This window comes from Paraburkholderia steynii (assembly GCF_900100565.1).
Taxonomy (GTDB): domain Bacteria; phylum Pseudomonadota; class Gammaproteobacteria; order Burkholderiales; family Burkholderiaceae; genus Paraburkholderia; species Paraburkholderia terrae.
In genome coordinates this window covers 412,499-427,184 of sequence record NZ_FNDI01000004.1, presented here as the reverse complement: position 1 = coordinate 427,184, position 14,686 = coordinate 412,499, and the positions used below count along the sequence as shown (strand labels likewise).

Below are 14,686 nucleotides of genomic sequence, written 5' to 3'. Positions count from 1 at the left end.
AGCTCAAACAACAGGGTCGATAGGCGAAGGCGGTACGCCGCGCGCTTCGATCGCTTCACCCGCCAGCAGACACAAGTCCTCGCGATAATGCGCCGCGACGATCTGCACGCCGACGGGCACGCCGTCGACCAGTTGCGTCGTTACAGCCAGGCCCGGCAGCCCCATCGCGGGTAGCGCGCGCATCGTGAGCTGCGCTTCCCATACCCGGTCGAAACCTTCGGGGCCACGCTGATCGAGGTCGTCGGGAAACGGCAATTCGCCTGAGACGGGCATCAGCACCACCGCATACTGATCGAGGAACAGACGCCATTGACGCACCAGCGTCGAGCGCCGCACTAGCGAACGGCTGATGACATCGGCAGGCAGGCCCTGTACCTTCAGACGCGCCGCCGCGACGACGGCAGCGGCGCCTGGATCGCCGTCACGCGCGACAGAATCCGCCAGCGCGTCAAAACCGTCGCCCAGCCATAAGCGCTCCTGCAATTGCCCGGCTTCACGGATCGACGGCACGTCGTCGATTTCCTCGACGGTCCAGCCTGCATCGACGAGCCGGCGCGCCGCATCGAGCAACGCATCCTCGACTTCCTTCGCGATCTGCAAACCGCCAGGTCGCAGGCACAGCGCTGCGCGCAGCGGCACGGCGCGCCCTTCCAGCGGCAGCGGCACATACCAGGGGTCGCGAAGATCCGGCGCGGCAAGCGCAAGCAGGCCGAGACGAAGATCTTCGATCGTGCGTGCAATCGGTCCCGCTGCCGACATCAGTTGCGCGCCGATCGCGCGTTCCGGCGATGACGCGTTGAATGCGGGTACACGCCCGAAGCTCGGCCTGAGTCCATGCACGCCGCACGCATAGGCGGGATAGCGAACCGAGCCGCCTATATCGGTGCCGAGCGCGAGTTGCCCAATGCCCGCAGTGACAGCCGCAGCCGCGCCGCCCGATGAGCCACCCGGCGTTAGCTTTGCATCGCGCGGATTCAACGTGCGCCCGTGCACCTGGTTCGACGTGAACCAGCGCAGCGCGAAGGTCGGCGAATTGCTGCGGCCAAGCAGCACCGCGCCCGCCTTCGACAGATTGTCCACGGCCGGACTATTCGTTTCGGCGATCAGGTTTTCCTGTAGACGCGTGCCGTTTGTGGTCGCAAAGCCAGCCTGATCGACGTTGATCTTCACGGTGACGGGCACGCCTGCGAGCGGCCCCGGATCTTCGCCGCGCGCGATCGCCTGGTCGATTTCGTCCGCCTGGCGCAGCACCCATTCGGGCTTGTGCGCGACGACCGCGTTGATGATCGGGTTCACTGCATCGAGACGCGCCAGCGCGGATTGCGCCGCATCGCGCGCGGATACCTCACGGCTGCGAACACGCCTCGCGAGTTCAGCCGCCGACAAGCGCCATAGTTCAGTCATGTTGTCCCCGATAAAGATTCGGACTGGAAATGATACGCCTCACGCAGCCGCCTGTTCCGCGTGCGGATCGAGTGTCGCGGCGAGGATCATCTGATGCCGGTTGGACGGCACATGAAAGTCATGCGCGCGTGGACGAAACACCTCGTCGCCGCGGCTGATCGCGCGGCCCGTCAGCGCGCACACGGCTGCGTCGCGCGCGAGTCCGCTGCGCCATATCTGTGCGTTGTATCGCCCCGAGCAGGGATCGCTCCACGAGACGCTGATCGTGCATGACGACAGCCGCTCCTCGACGACGATATGCGCGGGCCGGGACGGCGCGTCGTACGTGTCTTCAACGACAGGCGAAGGGATGCTGACGCGCAGCTTCTTCAGCGCCGCATAACGGTTGACTGCGCACGCATCGCGCTGTTCTGTGGATGGGTCCAGCACATTCAGCAACGTGCGGACCACGATGTTGTCTTCGGATAGCGCATTCATCGACTCATCTCCCGTCCCTGTCGCGGGCCATAGCCTGAAAACGTCTTTGTTCTGACGGCGGTGGCCCTGCGGGACACCTGCCCGCAAGGCCGTTCGCCTTCGTGTATTACGCTGCGATCAACCGCCGCCTTGCTGGCGCAGCGTCAGCTTGCTGACGACGGCCGTGACGCCACGCACCTGCTTTGCCGTTTCGACGGCGAGGTGATCCTGGTCCTCGCTCGCAATCTGTCCGGCCAAGGTCACCTGACCCGTCTTCGCGTTGCCGAATGCCGTGATCGACGTATCTTCCAGGCCCTTCGTCTTCAACAGCGTCTTTTGAACGGTCTTCGAGAACGCGCGATTCGCAACGCGAATCGACTTCTTCGACGTGGCAGCGGGAGCGGCCGCCGTTGTGTCGGTTGCCGATGCTGCCGCGTCCGCAGCGAACACCTGCGTGCAAGAGAATGCGATAACGGCGGCGAGGCCGCTGCCCATCACGAATTGGCGGAGGTTCATTGTCTTGTCCTTGTCGTTGTAGAAACTGGTTTGCAGGCCATCGAACGAGCTAACGTCGATGCCTGCCAAGGATTAGAAGCGCCGAATGTGTCGTCTGTTTTTCCTCGACGTATCCAAATGTATCGGGATTACAGTTGCATTGCATTCGCTCACGCATAACGCTTTCAACAGTACGACCTGATCGTCATCCGTATCCGAGCGCACGACCTATCCACGTCTCCAGTTCCAACGCATCGATCGGTTTTTCGATCATGCATAGTGCCGCACCCGCCTGCACGCGCTCGCGTATGCGAACCGTGGCGAAGGCGGTAATGAAGATCGTGGGGATACGCATACCGTTGCGCTCCAGCGTGTCGAGCAGTTCGATGCCGTCCATGTCCGGCATTTGCACGTCGCAGACGAGGCAACGCGTGCGTTCGAGCACGTCGGAAGCAAGCAGGTCCGCGCCGGATGCAAAGACGCGTGCCTCCCATCCGAACGAACGCACCAGACTGCCGGCCGCGGCGCGCACAAGGGAATCGTCGTCGACGATGGAGACTAGCTCGTTGTTGTGCAGGGACAAGGACACTCTCACTGATGACCAGGCAAGCGAATGAGCGGATCCCAATCTTGCCCGGCAGCTTCAGGATAGGGCGCGTCTCACCTGCCCGCCATCATATGATCGTATATGGCCCTACTTGCCATTTTCCGGCTAGCCGAGTGTAGGCTATCGCGGCGTTTGAACGATGCCGAGCGCTTCCATTTTGCGCATCAGTTCCGCGACCGAACGTGAGTTCATCTTGCGCATTGCCTGGCCGCGATGAATCTTCGCGGTGATCTCCGCGATACCCATGTTCGCGGCAATCTGCTTGTTCAACAGCCCCGTTGCGACGAGTTGCAGCACTTCGCGCTCGCGTGGCGTCAGCGAGTCCCACGCCGTGCGCATCGTATGCAGTGAGCGATCCGACGCGAGGCGCCGCGCATCACGCTCCAGCGCGGCGATCACGGCGTCGATCATGTCCTGATCGCGGAACGGCTTGGCGAGAAAATCCATCGCGCCGGCCTTCATTGCTTTCACCGACATCGCAATGTCGCCGTAGCCCGTCATGAAGATGATGGGCATATGCAGGCGTCCGTCGTCGATCAGCGTTTGCTGCAACGCGAGGCCGCTTTGACCGCGCAACCGCACGTCGAGTACGAGACACGAAGGAATGGCTGGCTTGTCGGCAGCGAGAAATTCTTCTGTCGACGCGAACGCGCGCACGTCGATGTCGATCGAGCGCAACAGGCCCGAGAGCGCGCCACGAACGAGCTCGTCATCATCGACGACATAAACGAGGCGGGCATCGGATTCAAGGGAACCAGTCTGGAACGGCGTGGATTTGGACATCGTTGGTTTTTGCTGTTTTCGACGACGCGAACGTCCGCGCAATCAAGCGGACGGCGATGGTAACAAATGCGATCGCGACGGTCCACGACGCTCATCGGCGAACGCGCGGCAATCATACGATCGTATGCGGCGGCTCAAGCGACGAAGCGCGGCAGCGTGAACGTCGCGCGCGTGCCTTTCGTTTCGCGCGGCGACAGCGTCAACGTGCCGCCATGTGCTTCGACGATCGAATTGCAGATGGCGAGGCCCATGCCCATGCCGTTTTCCTTCGTGGTGAAAAGCGGTTCGAGCAGGCGCCCGGCAATCTGCGGATCGATGCCACTGCCGCGGTCTTCCACCGACACGCAAACAGGCGCCCCGTCATCCGATGTACAGATCAGTCGCAGCTTGCGTTCGCCCTGCGCGAGCGACGCCATCGCTTCGGCGCCGTTCGTCAGCAGATTGATGGCGACCTGCTGCAACTGGATACGGTCGCCGCGCACCTGCACAGGACAGTCGAGACCGCGCAACTCCAGCGTGATCGCCATGGCATCGAGTTGCCCGGCGACGAGCGCGGCCGCTTCACGCAGCGCCTCGTTCAGATCGAGCGTCGTGAATTGCGGCTCCGCTCTGCGCGCCTTCGCGCGCAGACCCTGAATGATTGCCCTTGCCCGCGTCGCGCTCAGGCCGATATGCGTGAGCATCTCGCGTGTCTCGCCGATCTCGGGCGGATTGCGGTTCAGCCAGCGCAACGCCGCACTCGCCGACGTATCGACGGCAGCAAGCGGCTGACCAACTTCATGCACGATCGACGCGACCAGTTCGCCCATCGCCTTCAAACGGCTCGCGCGCTCCAGATCGCCGAGCGCGTTGCGCAACTGGTCTTCGGCCTTGGCGCGCTGCCGGTTCTGCTCGAACAGCTCTTCATAGAGACGCGCGTTTTCGAGCGCGAACGCCGCTTGCGAAGCGACGACTTCGAGCAACGCCGCTTTCGCCGTCGTGAACACGTTCGCCGCGAGATTGTTCTCGATATAGAGCACGCCGACGAGCATCGCGTAACGCATCAGCGGCACGCACAGCACCGAGCGCGGGCGATGACGCCGCACGTAGTCGTCCTGCGCATAGGCAGGCGAATCGCACGCGTCGTCCAGCACGAGCTTTTCCTGCGTACGCGCGACGGCATGCACGATCGACACCGGCAGCGTCTCCGACGAGAAATCGGCCGCTTCGTGCGAGACGACGATGGCGCCGCCGAGCACATGCGCGCGCGCCGCGACACGCCACACGCCGCGTTGCAATAGCACCAGCGCGCCCTGCTCGGCACCCGCGCTTTCGAGTGCCGTGCGCAACAGCGTTTCCACCAGACGCGCCGGCACGATGTTGCTGGCAAGCGCATTGGAAATCCGCAGGACGGCCTGAACGTCGAGTTCCTGCAGACGGCTCGCGCCCGGCGCGCTGCTATCGGACTCAAAATAGTCCGGGTAGTCCGCCTGCAACTGGCGCACCTTGCCCGTCGCTCCCCAGCGCTGCCACGCGCCGCGAGCATGGTTCAGATACGCTTGCGCGGGCACCTCTTCCTCGCGCGCGGCATGGAAGCGCGCCGCCAGTTCGGCGGCCAACGCTTCGACCTGTGTGAAGCCGTGACGGCGCGCGTGCGACACGGCCTTCGCATAACCTTGCCCGGCTTCGTTCGAGAGGCCCACTGCGCGCAAGTATTCGGCCCGCACCAGTTCACGGCGCGCCACGAAGTTCATCGGGCATGCGCGAGCCCACACATCGAGTTGATCCATATGGCGCTGAAGCGCCGCTTGCTGTGCGGCATCGCGCGTGGGCAACGCGAGCAGCGTCAGCGCGCCGTAGTACGGCAACTCGGCGCGCTCCGCGAACGAGCGCGCGAAGTGCGCGCAGGCGTCGGCCCGTCGATGCGACTCGACGGCATCATGCAGATCGCCGAACAGCAGCGCGCGTTGCATGCGATACACCCAGTAGGCGAGATCCACCAGCGTGACGGGCGCGCCCTCGACGGGAACGGGCGGCGGCTCTTCGTCGGAATCCGGCGCGCCATCCTGCAGCGCCGTGACGAACGCCCACTTCGCGAGAAACGATTTGATGACGAGGCGAAAATTCGCGTCGCGCACCAGCGCGAGACCTCGCGCAATCGTCGCGCGCACGTCGCCGAGGAACTCGCCTGCGAACAGCATCCCCGTGACCTGGTTGCTGGGGCAATACATCGCGAAGGTGTGATCGCCGCTTTGGACGGCGACATCGAACGCACGGCGGATGTAGTCGTGCCCCGCTCTCGCCGGCAACGCCCACGGTACGACGAAGGTGCCGAACACCATATAGACCCGCGCGCGATAACGCGCGAGGCCGCGCTCGTCGACGAGATGCAGCGCCAGCTCGCCGAACGGCAACGCCGCCGTATGGTCGCCGTAGCGTGCGCCGAAAATCTGCTGCATGCACGTGTACACGTTCGCGGACGCATCGGAGTGGCCGTGCTCGATCCCGAGATTGACGGCACGCAGCAGCATCAGGTCGACGAGATCCTGATCCGTGTAGAGCGCGGGTGGAATCAGATCCGCGAAGATGTCGGTGATCGCGCGGCGCAACGGGTCAGCGACGATCGGCAGGCGGCGCAGCCCGTCGATGCCATGCTCGTCGAGCCAACCGCGCAGACGCGCGTATTCGCGGTCGACGTCGTAGACACTCGGGCGCAACGGCACGTCGATGCCCGCTTTGCTCAGGAACGCGAGCCCCACTTGCAGCGCGAGATCGTAGCGGCCGAGCGTCGTGTAGAGCGCCGCGCGCAACCGCGCCAGGTCCGCGCCGAAGATGCCGTCGCCCGCCACCTGCTCCAGCGCCGACAGCCGCGCCTCGGCGGGTTCGAGCGCGCCCGTCATGAACTCCGCCTCGCCGCACAGCATGCGGGCTGTCAGACCTTCTTCGCTGTTGTCATCGTCGCCGAGAAAGTCGAGCGCCGCGCGAAACAGGCCCAGGGCCGAATGGTGCGCCGTCGCTGCCTTCGCCTGGCGCCCGGCATCGAGATTGAGGCGCGCGAAGGCGAGCCGCTCGTCAGGGTCCGTGACGGCGGACCGCGCGAGATTGATCTGCACGGCCATCGCGAACACGTCGGCTTGCGCGGCGCGGTGCGCGAGCATGCGCCGCGCGATCTTCAGATGCAGCGGCGCGCGGTCGGCCTTCGGGATCGACGCATACGCCGCCTCGCGGATGCGGTCGTGCCAGAACACCCAGTCCTCGCCGTCGCGGTAGACGCTGCCCGCTTCGAGCGCGGCATGCAGGCCTTGAACCGTATCGCAGGTTGGCAGCGCCGAGGCGATGGCGAGCATGTCGCCCGATGCGCGGTCGCCAAGGCAAGCTAGCGTGCGCAGCACGCACTGCGCGGGCACGGGCAACTGCTCGAGCTTGTGCGTCAGCAGGTCGATGACGTTGTCCGCGCCGCGATGGCTCATGATGCGTTCGAGGTGCCATCCCCACGCGCCTGCTTCGAGGTCGTATTCGAGCGCGCCTTCGTCGGCGAGCACGCGCAGCAGATGGCGAACGAAGAACGGATTGCGCCCGGTCTTGCGGCCGATCTCGTCGGCCAGCGGCGCGAGCGCGTGGATGTCCCGATGCAGCGCAAGCGCGATCAGTTCGCGCAGCGCGTGGTCGTTCAACGGTCCCAGTTCGATGCGCAGCGTGTCGCGCGAGTGCGCCAGCGGACCGACCCGCAACGGATGATCCGCGCCGACTTCGTTGCCCCGGAATGCGCCGATGAACAGCAGCGCCGCGTCCGCGTGCCTGAACAGCCGTTCGAGCACATGCAGCGTGCCGACGTCCGCCCATTGCAGGTCGTCGAGCAACAGCACGAGCGGACGCGAGGCCGTCGCGAAGCACGCGATCAGGCGCGCCATGCCTTGCAGCACGCGCTCGCGTTCGAGCGAAGGCTGCGGGTCCGGCGCCTCGCCGATGCCCGGCTGCGAACCGAGCACGGCCGTGAGGGTCGGCAACAGACCCGCGAGCGTGCGGCCTGCCGGCCCTGTCGCTTCACGGATGCGGTTGCGCCACTGCGCGAATTCGTCGTCGGCGCAGCCCAGCACGTATTGCAGCAAGGGCTCCAGTGCCTGCACGAGGATCGCATACGGTGTCGCGCGGCGGCCTTCCTCGCTCTTGCCCGCGGCAAGCAGCGGCGCGTCCGTGCGGCGAATGCGCGCGACGGCTTCCTGCAGCAAGGTCGACTTGCCGATACCGGACGCGCCGGCGATCCATGCGACGCGCGCCTTGCCGCCGTCAGCGACGATACGGTAAGCCGTGGTCAATGCTTCGAGTTCTGCTTCACGTCCAAACACACCGTCGGCACGCTGCAGCGATTGCAGCGCGGCGTGTGTATCGAGCGCAAATGGTGGGATGTGCCCGGCACGGTCGTGCAGGTCCTCGCACCGGCGCAGATCGGCGAGCAGGCTTGCGGCATTGGCGTAACGCTGCCCCGGCGCCTTCTCCAGCAACTTCATGACCAGTTGCGAGACTTGCGGCGGCACGTGCGCCGCGAACTCGGCGGGCGGACGCGGGCGATGCGTCGCGTGCGCGTGGACGCGCGCGGCCGCATCCGTCGCGCTGTCAAAAGGCACGACACCCGTCAGCAGTTCATAGAGGATGCAACCCAGCGAATAGAGATCGGCCCGTTCGTCGACCCGCACGTTCATGCGCGCGCCAAGCTCGGGCGCCATATAACTGAAGCTCGCTTCGCACCATTCGAAGTCGGCATCCGGCACGCTCGCCAGGTCGTTCAGTACACACGACGCAAAGCCGAAGCCCACCAGTCGAGCCCGGCTTTCTTCGTCGATGAGGAAACTGCGCGGCATCAGCGCGCGATGGACCACGCCCGCCGCATGCATCGCGCTCAACGCGGTCGCGAGGCTCACAGCCAGCGCGAAGAATGCCTTCAGGCCAACGGGACCTTGCATCCGCGCGTGCAACGGCTCGCCGCCCGGGTCGGCCAGCACCAGCAACGCGCCGTTGCCATGCGGCTGCAACGTCAGCGGCACGGCGCACCACGCTTCGTGCAACCTGTCGCGCAGTGCGTATTCGCGTTGCAACACGGCCAGTTCGGCGGGAGTCGCATTGGCACGGCCAACGACGAGAACGGGCGCAGCGCTTTCGGCTACGGCCCGTTGCAGTCTGAGCGCTCCCGCGCTGAGTTCAATGAAGTTTCGGGTAAGAAGATCGATCATGCGATGACGTTGCAGACACAGCGACGGGCATAACAGGCCCGATACTGTACCGTGCCTGTCACCCCGCAACGCCCGTATGTGACGCCGGGCTCATATTGTGACGTCGTGCGATCGCCGGTCGATCTTCCCGGGCTCAACGCAACGGCCTGAACCCGGCCCGCACTTCCTGGGCGAACAGCAGCGGCTCTTCCCACGCCGCGAAATGGCCGCCCTTGTCGACCTCGTTGAAATAGATCAGGTTGTGATAACAACGCTCGGCCCAACTGCGCGGCGCCTGATAGATCTCGCCCGGAAAGACGGTGATCGCGGTGGGCAGCGAGATATCGACGGCATTGAAGTTGTTCGAGTGGTCTTCCCAATAGATCTGCGCCGACGACGTCGCGCTGTCGGTCAGCCAGTACAGCGAGATGTCGTCGAGAATCTCGTCGCGCGTCAATGAGCGCTCGGGCACGCCGCCGCTATAGGTCCACTGCGAGATCTTGTCGTACATCCACGCGGCCTGGCCGGAGGGCGAATCGGCGAGCGCATAGCCAACCGTTTGCGGACGCGTGACCATCATCGCCGAATAACCGCAGTTGTCGCGATAGAACACGGCGAGCTTCTCGTATGCGTTCTTCTCCTTGGGCGACAGGCCGGCCGGCGCGGGATCGCCGAGCGCCAGCGAGCGCGCGATATCAGCCGGGACGGTGGCGGGCATGTTCACATGAATGCCGATCAAACCCTTGACGTGCTGCATCGCCATGCGGTGCGACACCACGGAGCCGCAATCGCCGCCTTGCGACACGAAGCGCGTATAACCAAGCCGCTCCATCAGCACGCCCCATGCGCGCGCGATGTGATCCGAGCCCCAGCCCGGCGTGGTCGGCTTGCCCGAAAAGCCGAAACCGGGCAAGGACGGCACGACCACATGGAAGGCATCGTCGGCGCTGGCGCCGTAGGCGGTCGGGTCGGTGAGCGGACCGATTGCCTTGATGAGTTCGAAGATCGAACCCGGCCAGCCATGCGTCATGATCATCGGCATCGCGTTCTTGTGGCGCGAGCGAACATGGATGAACTGGATATCCAGCCCGTCGATCTCCGTCACGAACATCGGCAAGGCGTTCAGCTTCGCTTCGCCCTTTCGCCAGTCGTATTCGCTGCCCCAGTATTGAACGAGTTGCTGCATGCGCGCGAGCCGCACGCCCTGGGATTCGTCGGTGACCGTTTCCTTACCTGGCCAGCGCGTTTTAGCCAGACGCTGGCGTAAATCAGCGAGGTCGCTATCGGGAATATTGGCTTTGAATGGACGGATATTCCCCGCGTTATTCGCCGCGTAAATCGCTTCGGGAAATAACGCAAATGCGCCCGCTGCCGCCGTGGCGGCCAGCACGTTACGCCGCATCGGCGAGAACGGAGTTGAAGACATGCTTTGTCATCCTGTTTCCAAGGAGTGGGCATCGACGTGCATGACGCTATGCACATCGATGTGAGCGAACTGGCAGAGCAATGCTTGACCGCTTGCGAAGCGAATGGCCAGAAGCGTCCCACTCATTAGAAACGACGAATGTATCTCGCGTTTGTCCGCGATGTACCTGTTCGTAACAGGCTGGCGTTAAAACACCAGGAATAACTTAAAGTTGCACGCGGGAATAAACGAAGGAATCGATATAGGCGAGCGTGCATATCATACGTTCGTTTGGATTGACCCTTGCCCCCATAGCCGCGATTATTCCAGCGCAATAGCAAACAGAGGAATGCGATGAGTCAGCATCGACACGACAGCGACGATCCACAGGCAGGCAAGCGTCCTTCCCCGCTGGAGCCGCAATCGGATTCGAATGCGGCTCCGAAGGCCGCGCCTGCCGATGACCGTTACCCACGCTTCAGCACCGCCGACATCGAAAAGATGATGCGCTTCGGCATGATTGAGCATTGGCGCGCAGGCGAGGTGATGTTCCGCATCGGCCAGCCCGGACTCGGCATGCGCGTGCTGCTCAGCGGGCGTGCAAGGCTGTCCCGGCGCGATGGGCTCGGCAGGTCGCAGACCATCGTCGAGTTGGGCGCAGGCCAGTTCCTCGGCGAAGTGGCGCAGCTCACGGGCAAGCCTGCGCTCGCCGATGGCCTCGCACTCGACGACGTTGACGCACTAATGATTCCGCCACAGCAGATCCGCGACATGCTCGTCGCGGAAGCGCACCTGGGCGAGCGGATCATGCGCTCGCTGGTGCTGCGCCGTTTCGGCCTCGTGCGCGAAGGCGCCGGCCCGGTGCTGATCGGACGATCCAGCGATCTCAGGCTGCTCGCGCTCGAAGGGTTGCTGCATCGGCTCGGTCATCCGTACTCCGTCGCGGACCCCGCGACCGATACCGACATCCGCGCTCTGCTCGAAGAATGGGGCGTATGGCACGACGACGTGCCCGTCGTGATGCTCGCGGACGGCACGCTGCTGCGAGACCCCGATGAGCGTCAACTGGCCGCGCGCCTGGGCCTGCTGCCCGAACTCGACTCGGCGCGCACCTATGATGTTGCCGTGGTCGGCGCGGGACCAGCCGGCCTCGCCGCTGCCGTGTATGCGGCATCCGAGGGTCTGTCGGTGATCGTCTTCGACAGCCACGGCCCAGGCGGACAGGCAGGCGCCAGCGCGCGGATCGAAAACTACCTCGGCTTTTCGACAGGCGTGTCGGGCCGCGAACTGGCGGCGAACGCGTTCGCGCAAGCAGTGAAGTTCGGCGCGGAAGTCGTGATCCCCACCCGCATCGACCGGCTCGACTGTGCGCAGGCGCCGCTTCAGCTCGAACTGCAAGGCGGCCAGCGCATCTCGTCGCGCACGGTCGTGATCGCGACGGGGGCGGCGTACCGGAAGCCCGCCATCGAAGGCCTCGACGAAGTCGCAGGCCGTGGCGTCTACTACTGGGCTTCGTCGATCGAAGGACGTCTGTGCCGTGGCGCGGAAGTGGTCCTCGTCGGCGGCGGCAACTCGGCGGGGCAGGCCGCCGTGTTCCTGTCGACACACGCGAGCCGTGTCCACATATTGATTCGCGGCGACAGTCTCGAGTCGAGCATGTCGCGCTATCTGATCGATCGTATTGCGTCGCTGGGTAACGTGGTGCTGCATACACGGACCGTCGTCGCGTCCGTCAGAAGCGATGAATGGGGCCTCGAAGCCGTCACATGCAACACGCCCGAAGGGGAGCTCGTCTTCGATACGCGGCACCTGTTCCTGTTCACGGGCGCGAACCCCAACACGCAATGGCTGCGCGATTGCAGCGTCGAGATCGACGACCGGGGCTTCGTCAAAACGGGCCTCGCGGCAGGCGTGCGCGCCGATACGGCATGCTTCGCGCTGCAGACCAACGTACCCGGCGTGTTTGCGATCGGCGATGTGCGCAATGCATCGGCGAAGCGCGTCGCGGCGGCAGTCGGCGACGGCGCCGCTGTCGTCGCGGAGATTCATCAGTTTCTGAGCGCGCCGTTGCCTATCGCATGAGCGCGCCGTTCGCATGAACCGACGGGTTTGGGGAGAAACCCAGCGTAACCTATACGAACGTATGCGGTTGCCCATCCGTATGAATCAGCTGGCTAGATGCAGATTGTATGGAACACATGCAGCCCGCAGTCTAATCTTTGCACATCGATGCTTTGAAGCGGCGATCGGTCAGCTTGCCTTGCGTTAGCGAAGCAAGCCCGAACGACTCTGACAAAAAAACTGTACGAAAAAAAGGAGTACGCACATGCAAGACACGGTGAATCTGCGCCGCCGTCGACTGATCGGGACGACTGCGGCAGGCATCGGGCTGCTGGAACTGGGCCTCGGCAACCTCGCGCACGCGCAAGCCACGAAGAGCGCGCACGCCGCAAAGAAAGCGGCTCACCATACGTCGTTCGATGCGATCCAGCAGATCGACGCCGGCACGCTGAACGTCGGCTACGTGGACATGGGCCCGAAGGACGGACAGCCTGTCGTCCTGTTGCACGGCTGGCCGTACGACATCTACGCGTTCGTCGACGTCGCGCCGATCCTCGCTGCGGCGGGTTACCGCGTGATCGTGCCGTTTCTGCGCGGCTACGGCTCGACGCGCTTTCTTGCCAACGAAACGCCGCGCAACGGCCAGCAGGCCGTCGTCGCCGTCGACATCATCGCGCTGATGGATGCGCTGAAGATCGATCAGGCCATTTTCGGCGCATTCGACTGGGGCGCGCGCACGGCGTGCATCATCGCCGCACTGTGGCCGCAGCGCTGCAAGGGGCTGGTGTCGGTGAGCGGCTATCTGATCGGCAGCCAGGAAGGGAACCGCAAGCCCTTGCCGCCCAAGGCGGAGTTCGCGTGGTGGTATCAGTTCTATTTCGCCACCGAGCGCGGCGAACTGGGCTACGCGGCCAACCGCAACGACTTCAACCGGCTGATCTGGCAACTCGCGTCGCCCAAATGGCATTTCGACGATGCCACCTATCAGCGCACGGCGGCATCGTTCAACAACCCCGATCATGTGGCCGTGGTGATTCACAACTACCGCTGGCGTCTGGGCCTCGTGCAGGGCGAGCCGCAATACGACGAGATCGAGCAGCGTCTCGCGGCGCTGCCCACCATCGGTGTGCCGACCATCACGATGGAAGGCGACGCGAACGGCGCGCCGCATCCCGATCCGTCCGCGTACGCGAAGATGTTCACGGGCAAGTATCAGCACCGCAACGTGAGCGGCGGCATCGGCCACAATCTGCCGCAGGAAGCGCCTCAGGCATTCGCCGAAGCGGTCCAGCAAGTCATTCGCCTTTGATCTCCGATGCGTTCAAGCATGACACGCCAATCGTCGCCCCTGACCTGACATCATGGACAAACCCGACCACGTTCTGATCGTCGACGAGGACCGCGGCATGCGCGAGTTCGTCGCCAGCTATCTGGAGAAAAACGGCATGCGCGTCTCGCTCGCGTCCAGCGGACGCGACATGCACGCCGTGCTCGACCGGCATACGCCCGATGTGATCCTGCTCGACGTGATGCTGCCGGGCGAAGACGGCCTCGCGCTGTGCCGTGGGCTGCGCGCGGGCCGCCATCGTGCCGTACCCGTGATGATGGTGACAGAGCATTGCGATGAGATGGACCGGATCATCGGCCTGGAGATGGGCGCCGACGACTATCTGGCCAAGCCGTGCGCCGTGCGCGAGTTGCTCGCGCGCATCCGCGCGGTGCTGCGGCGCACGCGTATGCTGCCGCCCGGCATGCTGGTGGAGGAATCGACGGAGATGCTGAGCTTCGGCGACTGGCGGCTCGATACGACGGCGCGTCACCTGCTCGACACCGCGGATGCCGTGGTCGCGTTGAGCGGCGCGGAATACCGGCTGCTGCGCGCGTTTCTCGATCACCCGCAACGCGTGCTGACGCGCGACCAGTTGCTCAATCTCACGCAGCGGCGCAACGCCGAACCGTTCGACCGTTCGATCGACCTGCTGGTCAGCCGTCTGCGGCAAAGGCTCCGCGACGTCGCCCGCGTGCCGCGCTACATCAAGACGCTGCGCAACGAAGGCTATGTGTTTTCGTCGACGGTGAAGGCTGTCGAGGAAGCGCGCGCGAGGCAGCATGCCTGATGCGTGGCGCGTCCCCGGCGTCTTCATGACGACGCTTTAGCCACGCTCGCCAACGAACGGCGGCCGCCCCGGCCGTCGTTTGTATCGCCATGTATCCGGCGGCGCAGCCGATACATCGCGATACGCAACCCCTCCCTCCTGAAATTCGCCGGATACATGTGCGGGCTTTAAT

At 64.5% G+C, this 14,686-nt stretch carries 10 protein-coding genes; 3 read left to right on the top strand and 7 right to left on the bottom strand.

Going from position 1 to position 14,686, the window contains the following annotated elements; all coding sequences use genetic code 11:
* Nucleotides 1–3: 3 nt before the first annotated feature.
* The 7 genes from BLT65_RS10745 to BLT65_RS10715 all read right to left on the bottom strand — a co-directional run bounded on the left by BLT65_RS10745 (nt 4) and on the right by BLT65_RS10715 (nt 10,357).
* Nucleotides 4–1,404 carry an amidase family protein gene (locus BLT65_RS10745; protein ID WP_091777595.1) on the bottom strand — a complete coding sequence of 467 codons (1,401 nt, stop codon included), beginning with the start codon at nt 1,402–1,404 and terminating at the stop codon, nt 4–6.
* Nucleotides 1,405–1,443: 39 nt separating this feature from the next.
* Nucleotides 1,444–1,881, bottom strand: coding sequence for a DUF3331 domain-containing protein (locus BLT65_RS10740; protein ID WP_091777593.1), 438 nt, complete (start codon nt 1,879–1,881; stop codon nt 1,444–1,446).
* A 117-nt stretch (nt 1,882–1,998) separates the two neighbouring features.
* Nucleotides 1,999–2,376, bottom strand: coding sequence for a BON domain-containing protein (locus BLT65_RS10735; protein WP_091777684.1), 378 nt, complete (start codon nt 2,374–2,376; stop codon nt 1,999–2,001).
* Between the two features lie 184 nt (nt 2,377–2,560).
* On the bottom strand, nt 2,561–2,938 hold the full coding sequence (locus BLT65_RS10730; protein WP_091777591.1) for a response regulator transcription factor: 378 nt from the start codon (nt 2,936–2,938) through the stop codon (nt 2,561–2,563).
* Between the two features lie 144 nt (nt 2,939–3,082).
* Complete coding sequence (locus BLT65_RS10725) at nt 3,083–3,745, bottom strand: response regulator transcription factor (RefSeq protein ID WP_042315811.1); 663 nt, start codon at nt 3,743–3,745, stop codon at nt 3,083–3,085.
* 134 nt (nt 3,746–3,879) lie between these two features.
* Entirely contained in the window at nt 3,880–8,952 is a 5,073-nt protein-coding gene (locus BLT65_RS10720) for a trifunctional serine/threonine-protein kinase/ATP-binding protein/sensor histidine kinase (RefSeq protein WP_091777589.1), read from the bottom strand.
* A 133-nt stretch (nt 8,953–9,085) separates the two neighbouring features.
* On the bottom strand, nt 9,086–10,357 hold the full coding sequence (locus tag BLT65_RS10715) for an epoxide hydrolase family protein (RefSeq protein ID WP_091777587.1): 1,272 nt from the start codon (nt 10,355–10,357) through the stop codon (nt 9,086–9,088).
* Between the two features lie 333 nt (nt 10,358–10,690).
* Between BLT65_RS10715 and BLT65_RS10710 the strand changes: the two genes are divergently transcribed.
* The 3 genes from BLT65_RS10710 (at nt 10,691) to BLT65_RS10700 (ending at nt 14,514) form a co-directional block, all read left to right on the top strand.
* Complete coding sequence (locus BLT65_RS10710) at nt 10,691–12,418, top strand: FAD-dependent oxidoreductase (RefSeq protein WP_091777585.1); 1,728 nt, start codon at nt 10,691–10,693, stop codon at nt 12,416–12,418.
* Between the two features lie 244 nt (nt 12,419–12,662).
* On the top strand, nt 12,663–13,706 hold the full coding sequence (locus tag BLT65_RS10705) for an alpha/beta hydrolase (RefSeq protein ID WP_091777583.1): 1,044 nt from the start codon (nt 12,663–12,665) through the stop codon (nt 13,704–13,706).
* Nucleotides 13,707–13,758: 52 nt separating this feature from the next.
* Nucleotides 13,759–14,514 (top strand): response regulator, encoded by a 756-nt coding sequence (locus tag BLT65_RS10700; RefSeq protein WP_091777581.1) that lies wholly within the window; start codon nt 13,759–13,761, stop codon nt 14,512–14,514.
* Nucleotides 14,515–14,686 lie beyond the last annotated feature (172 nt).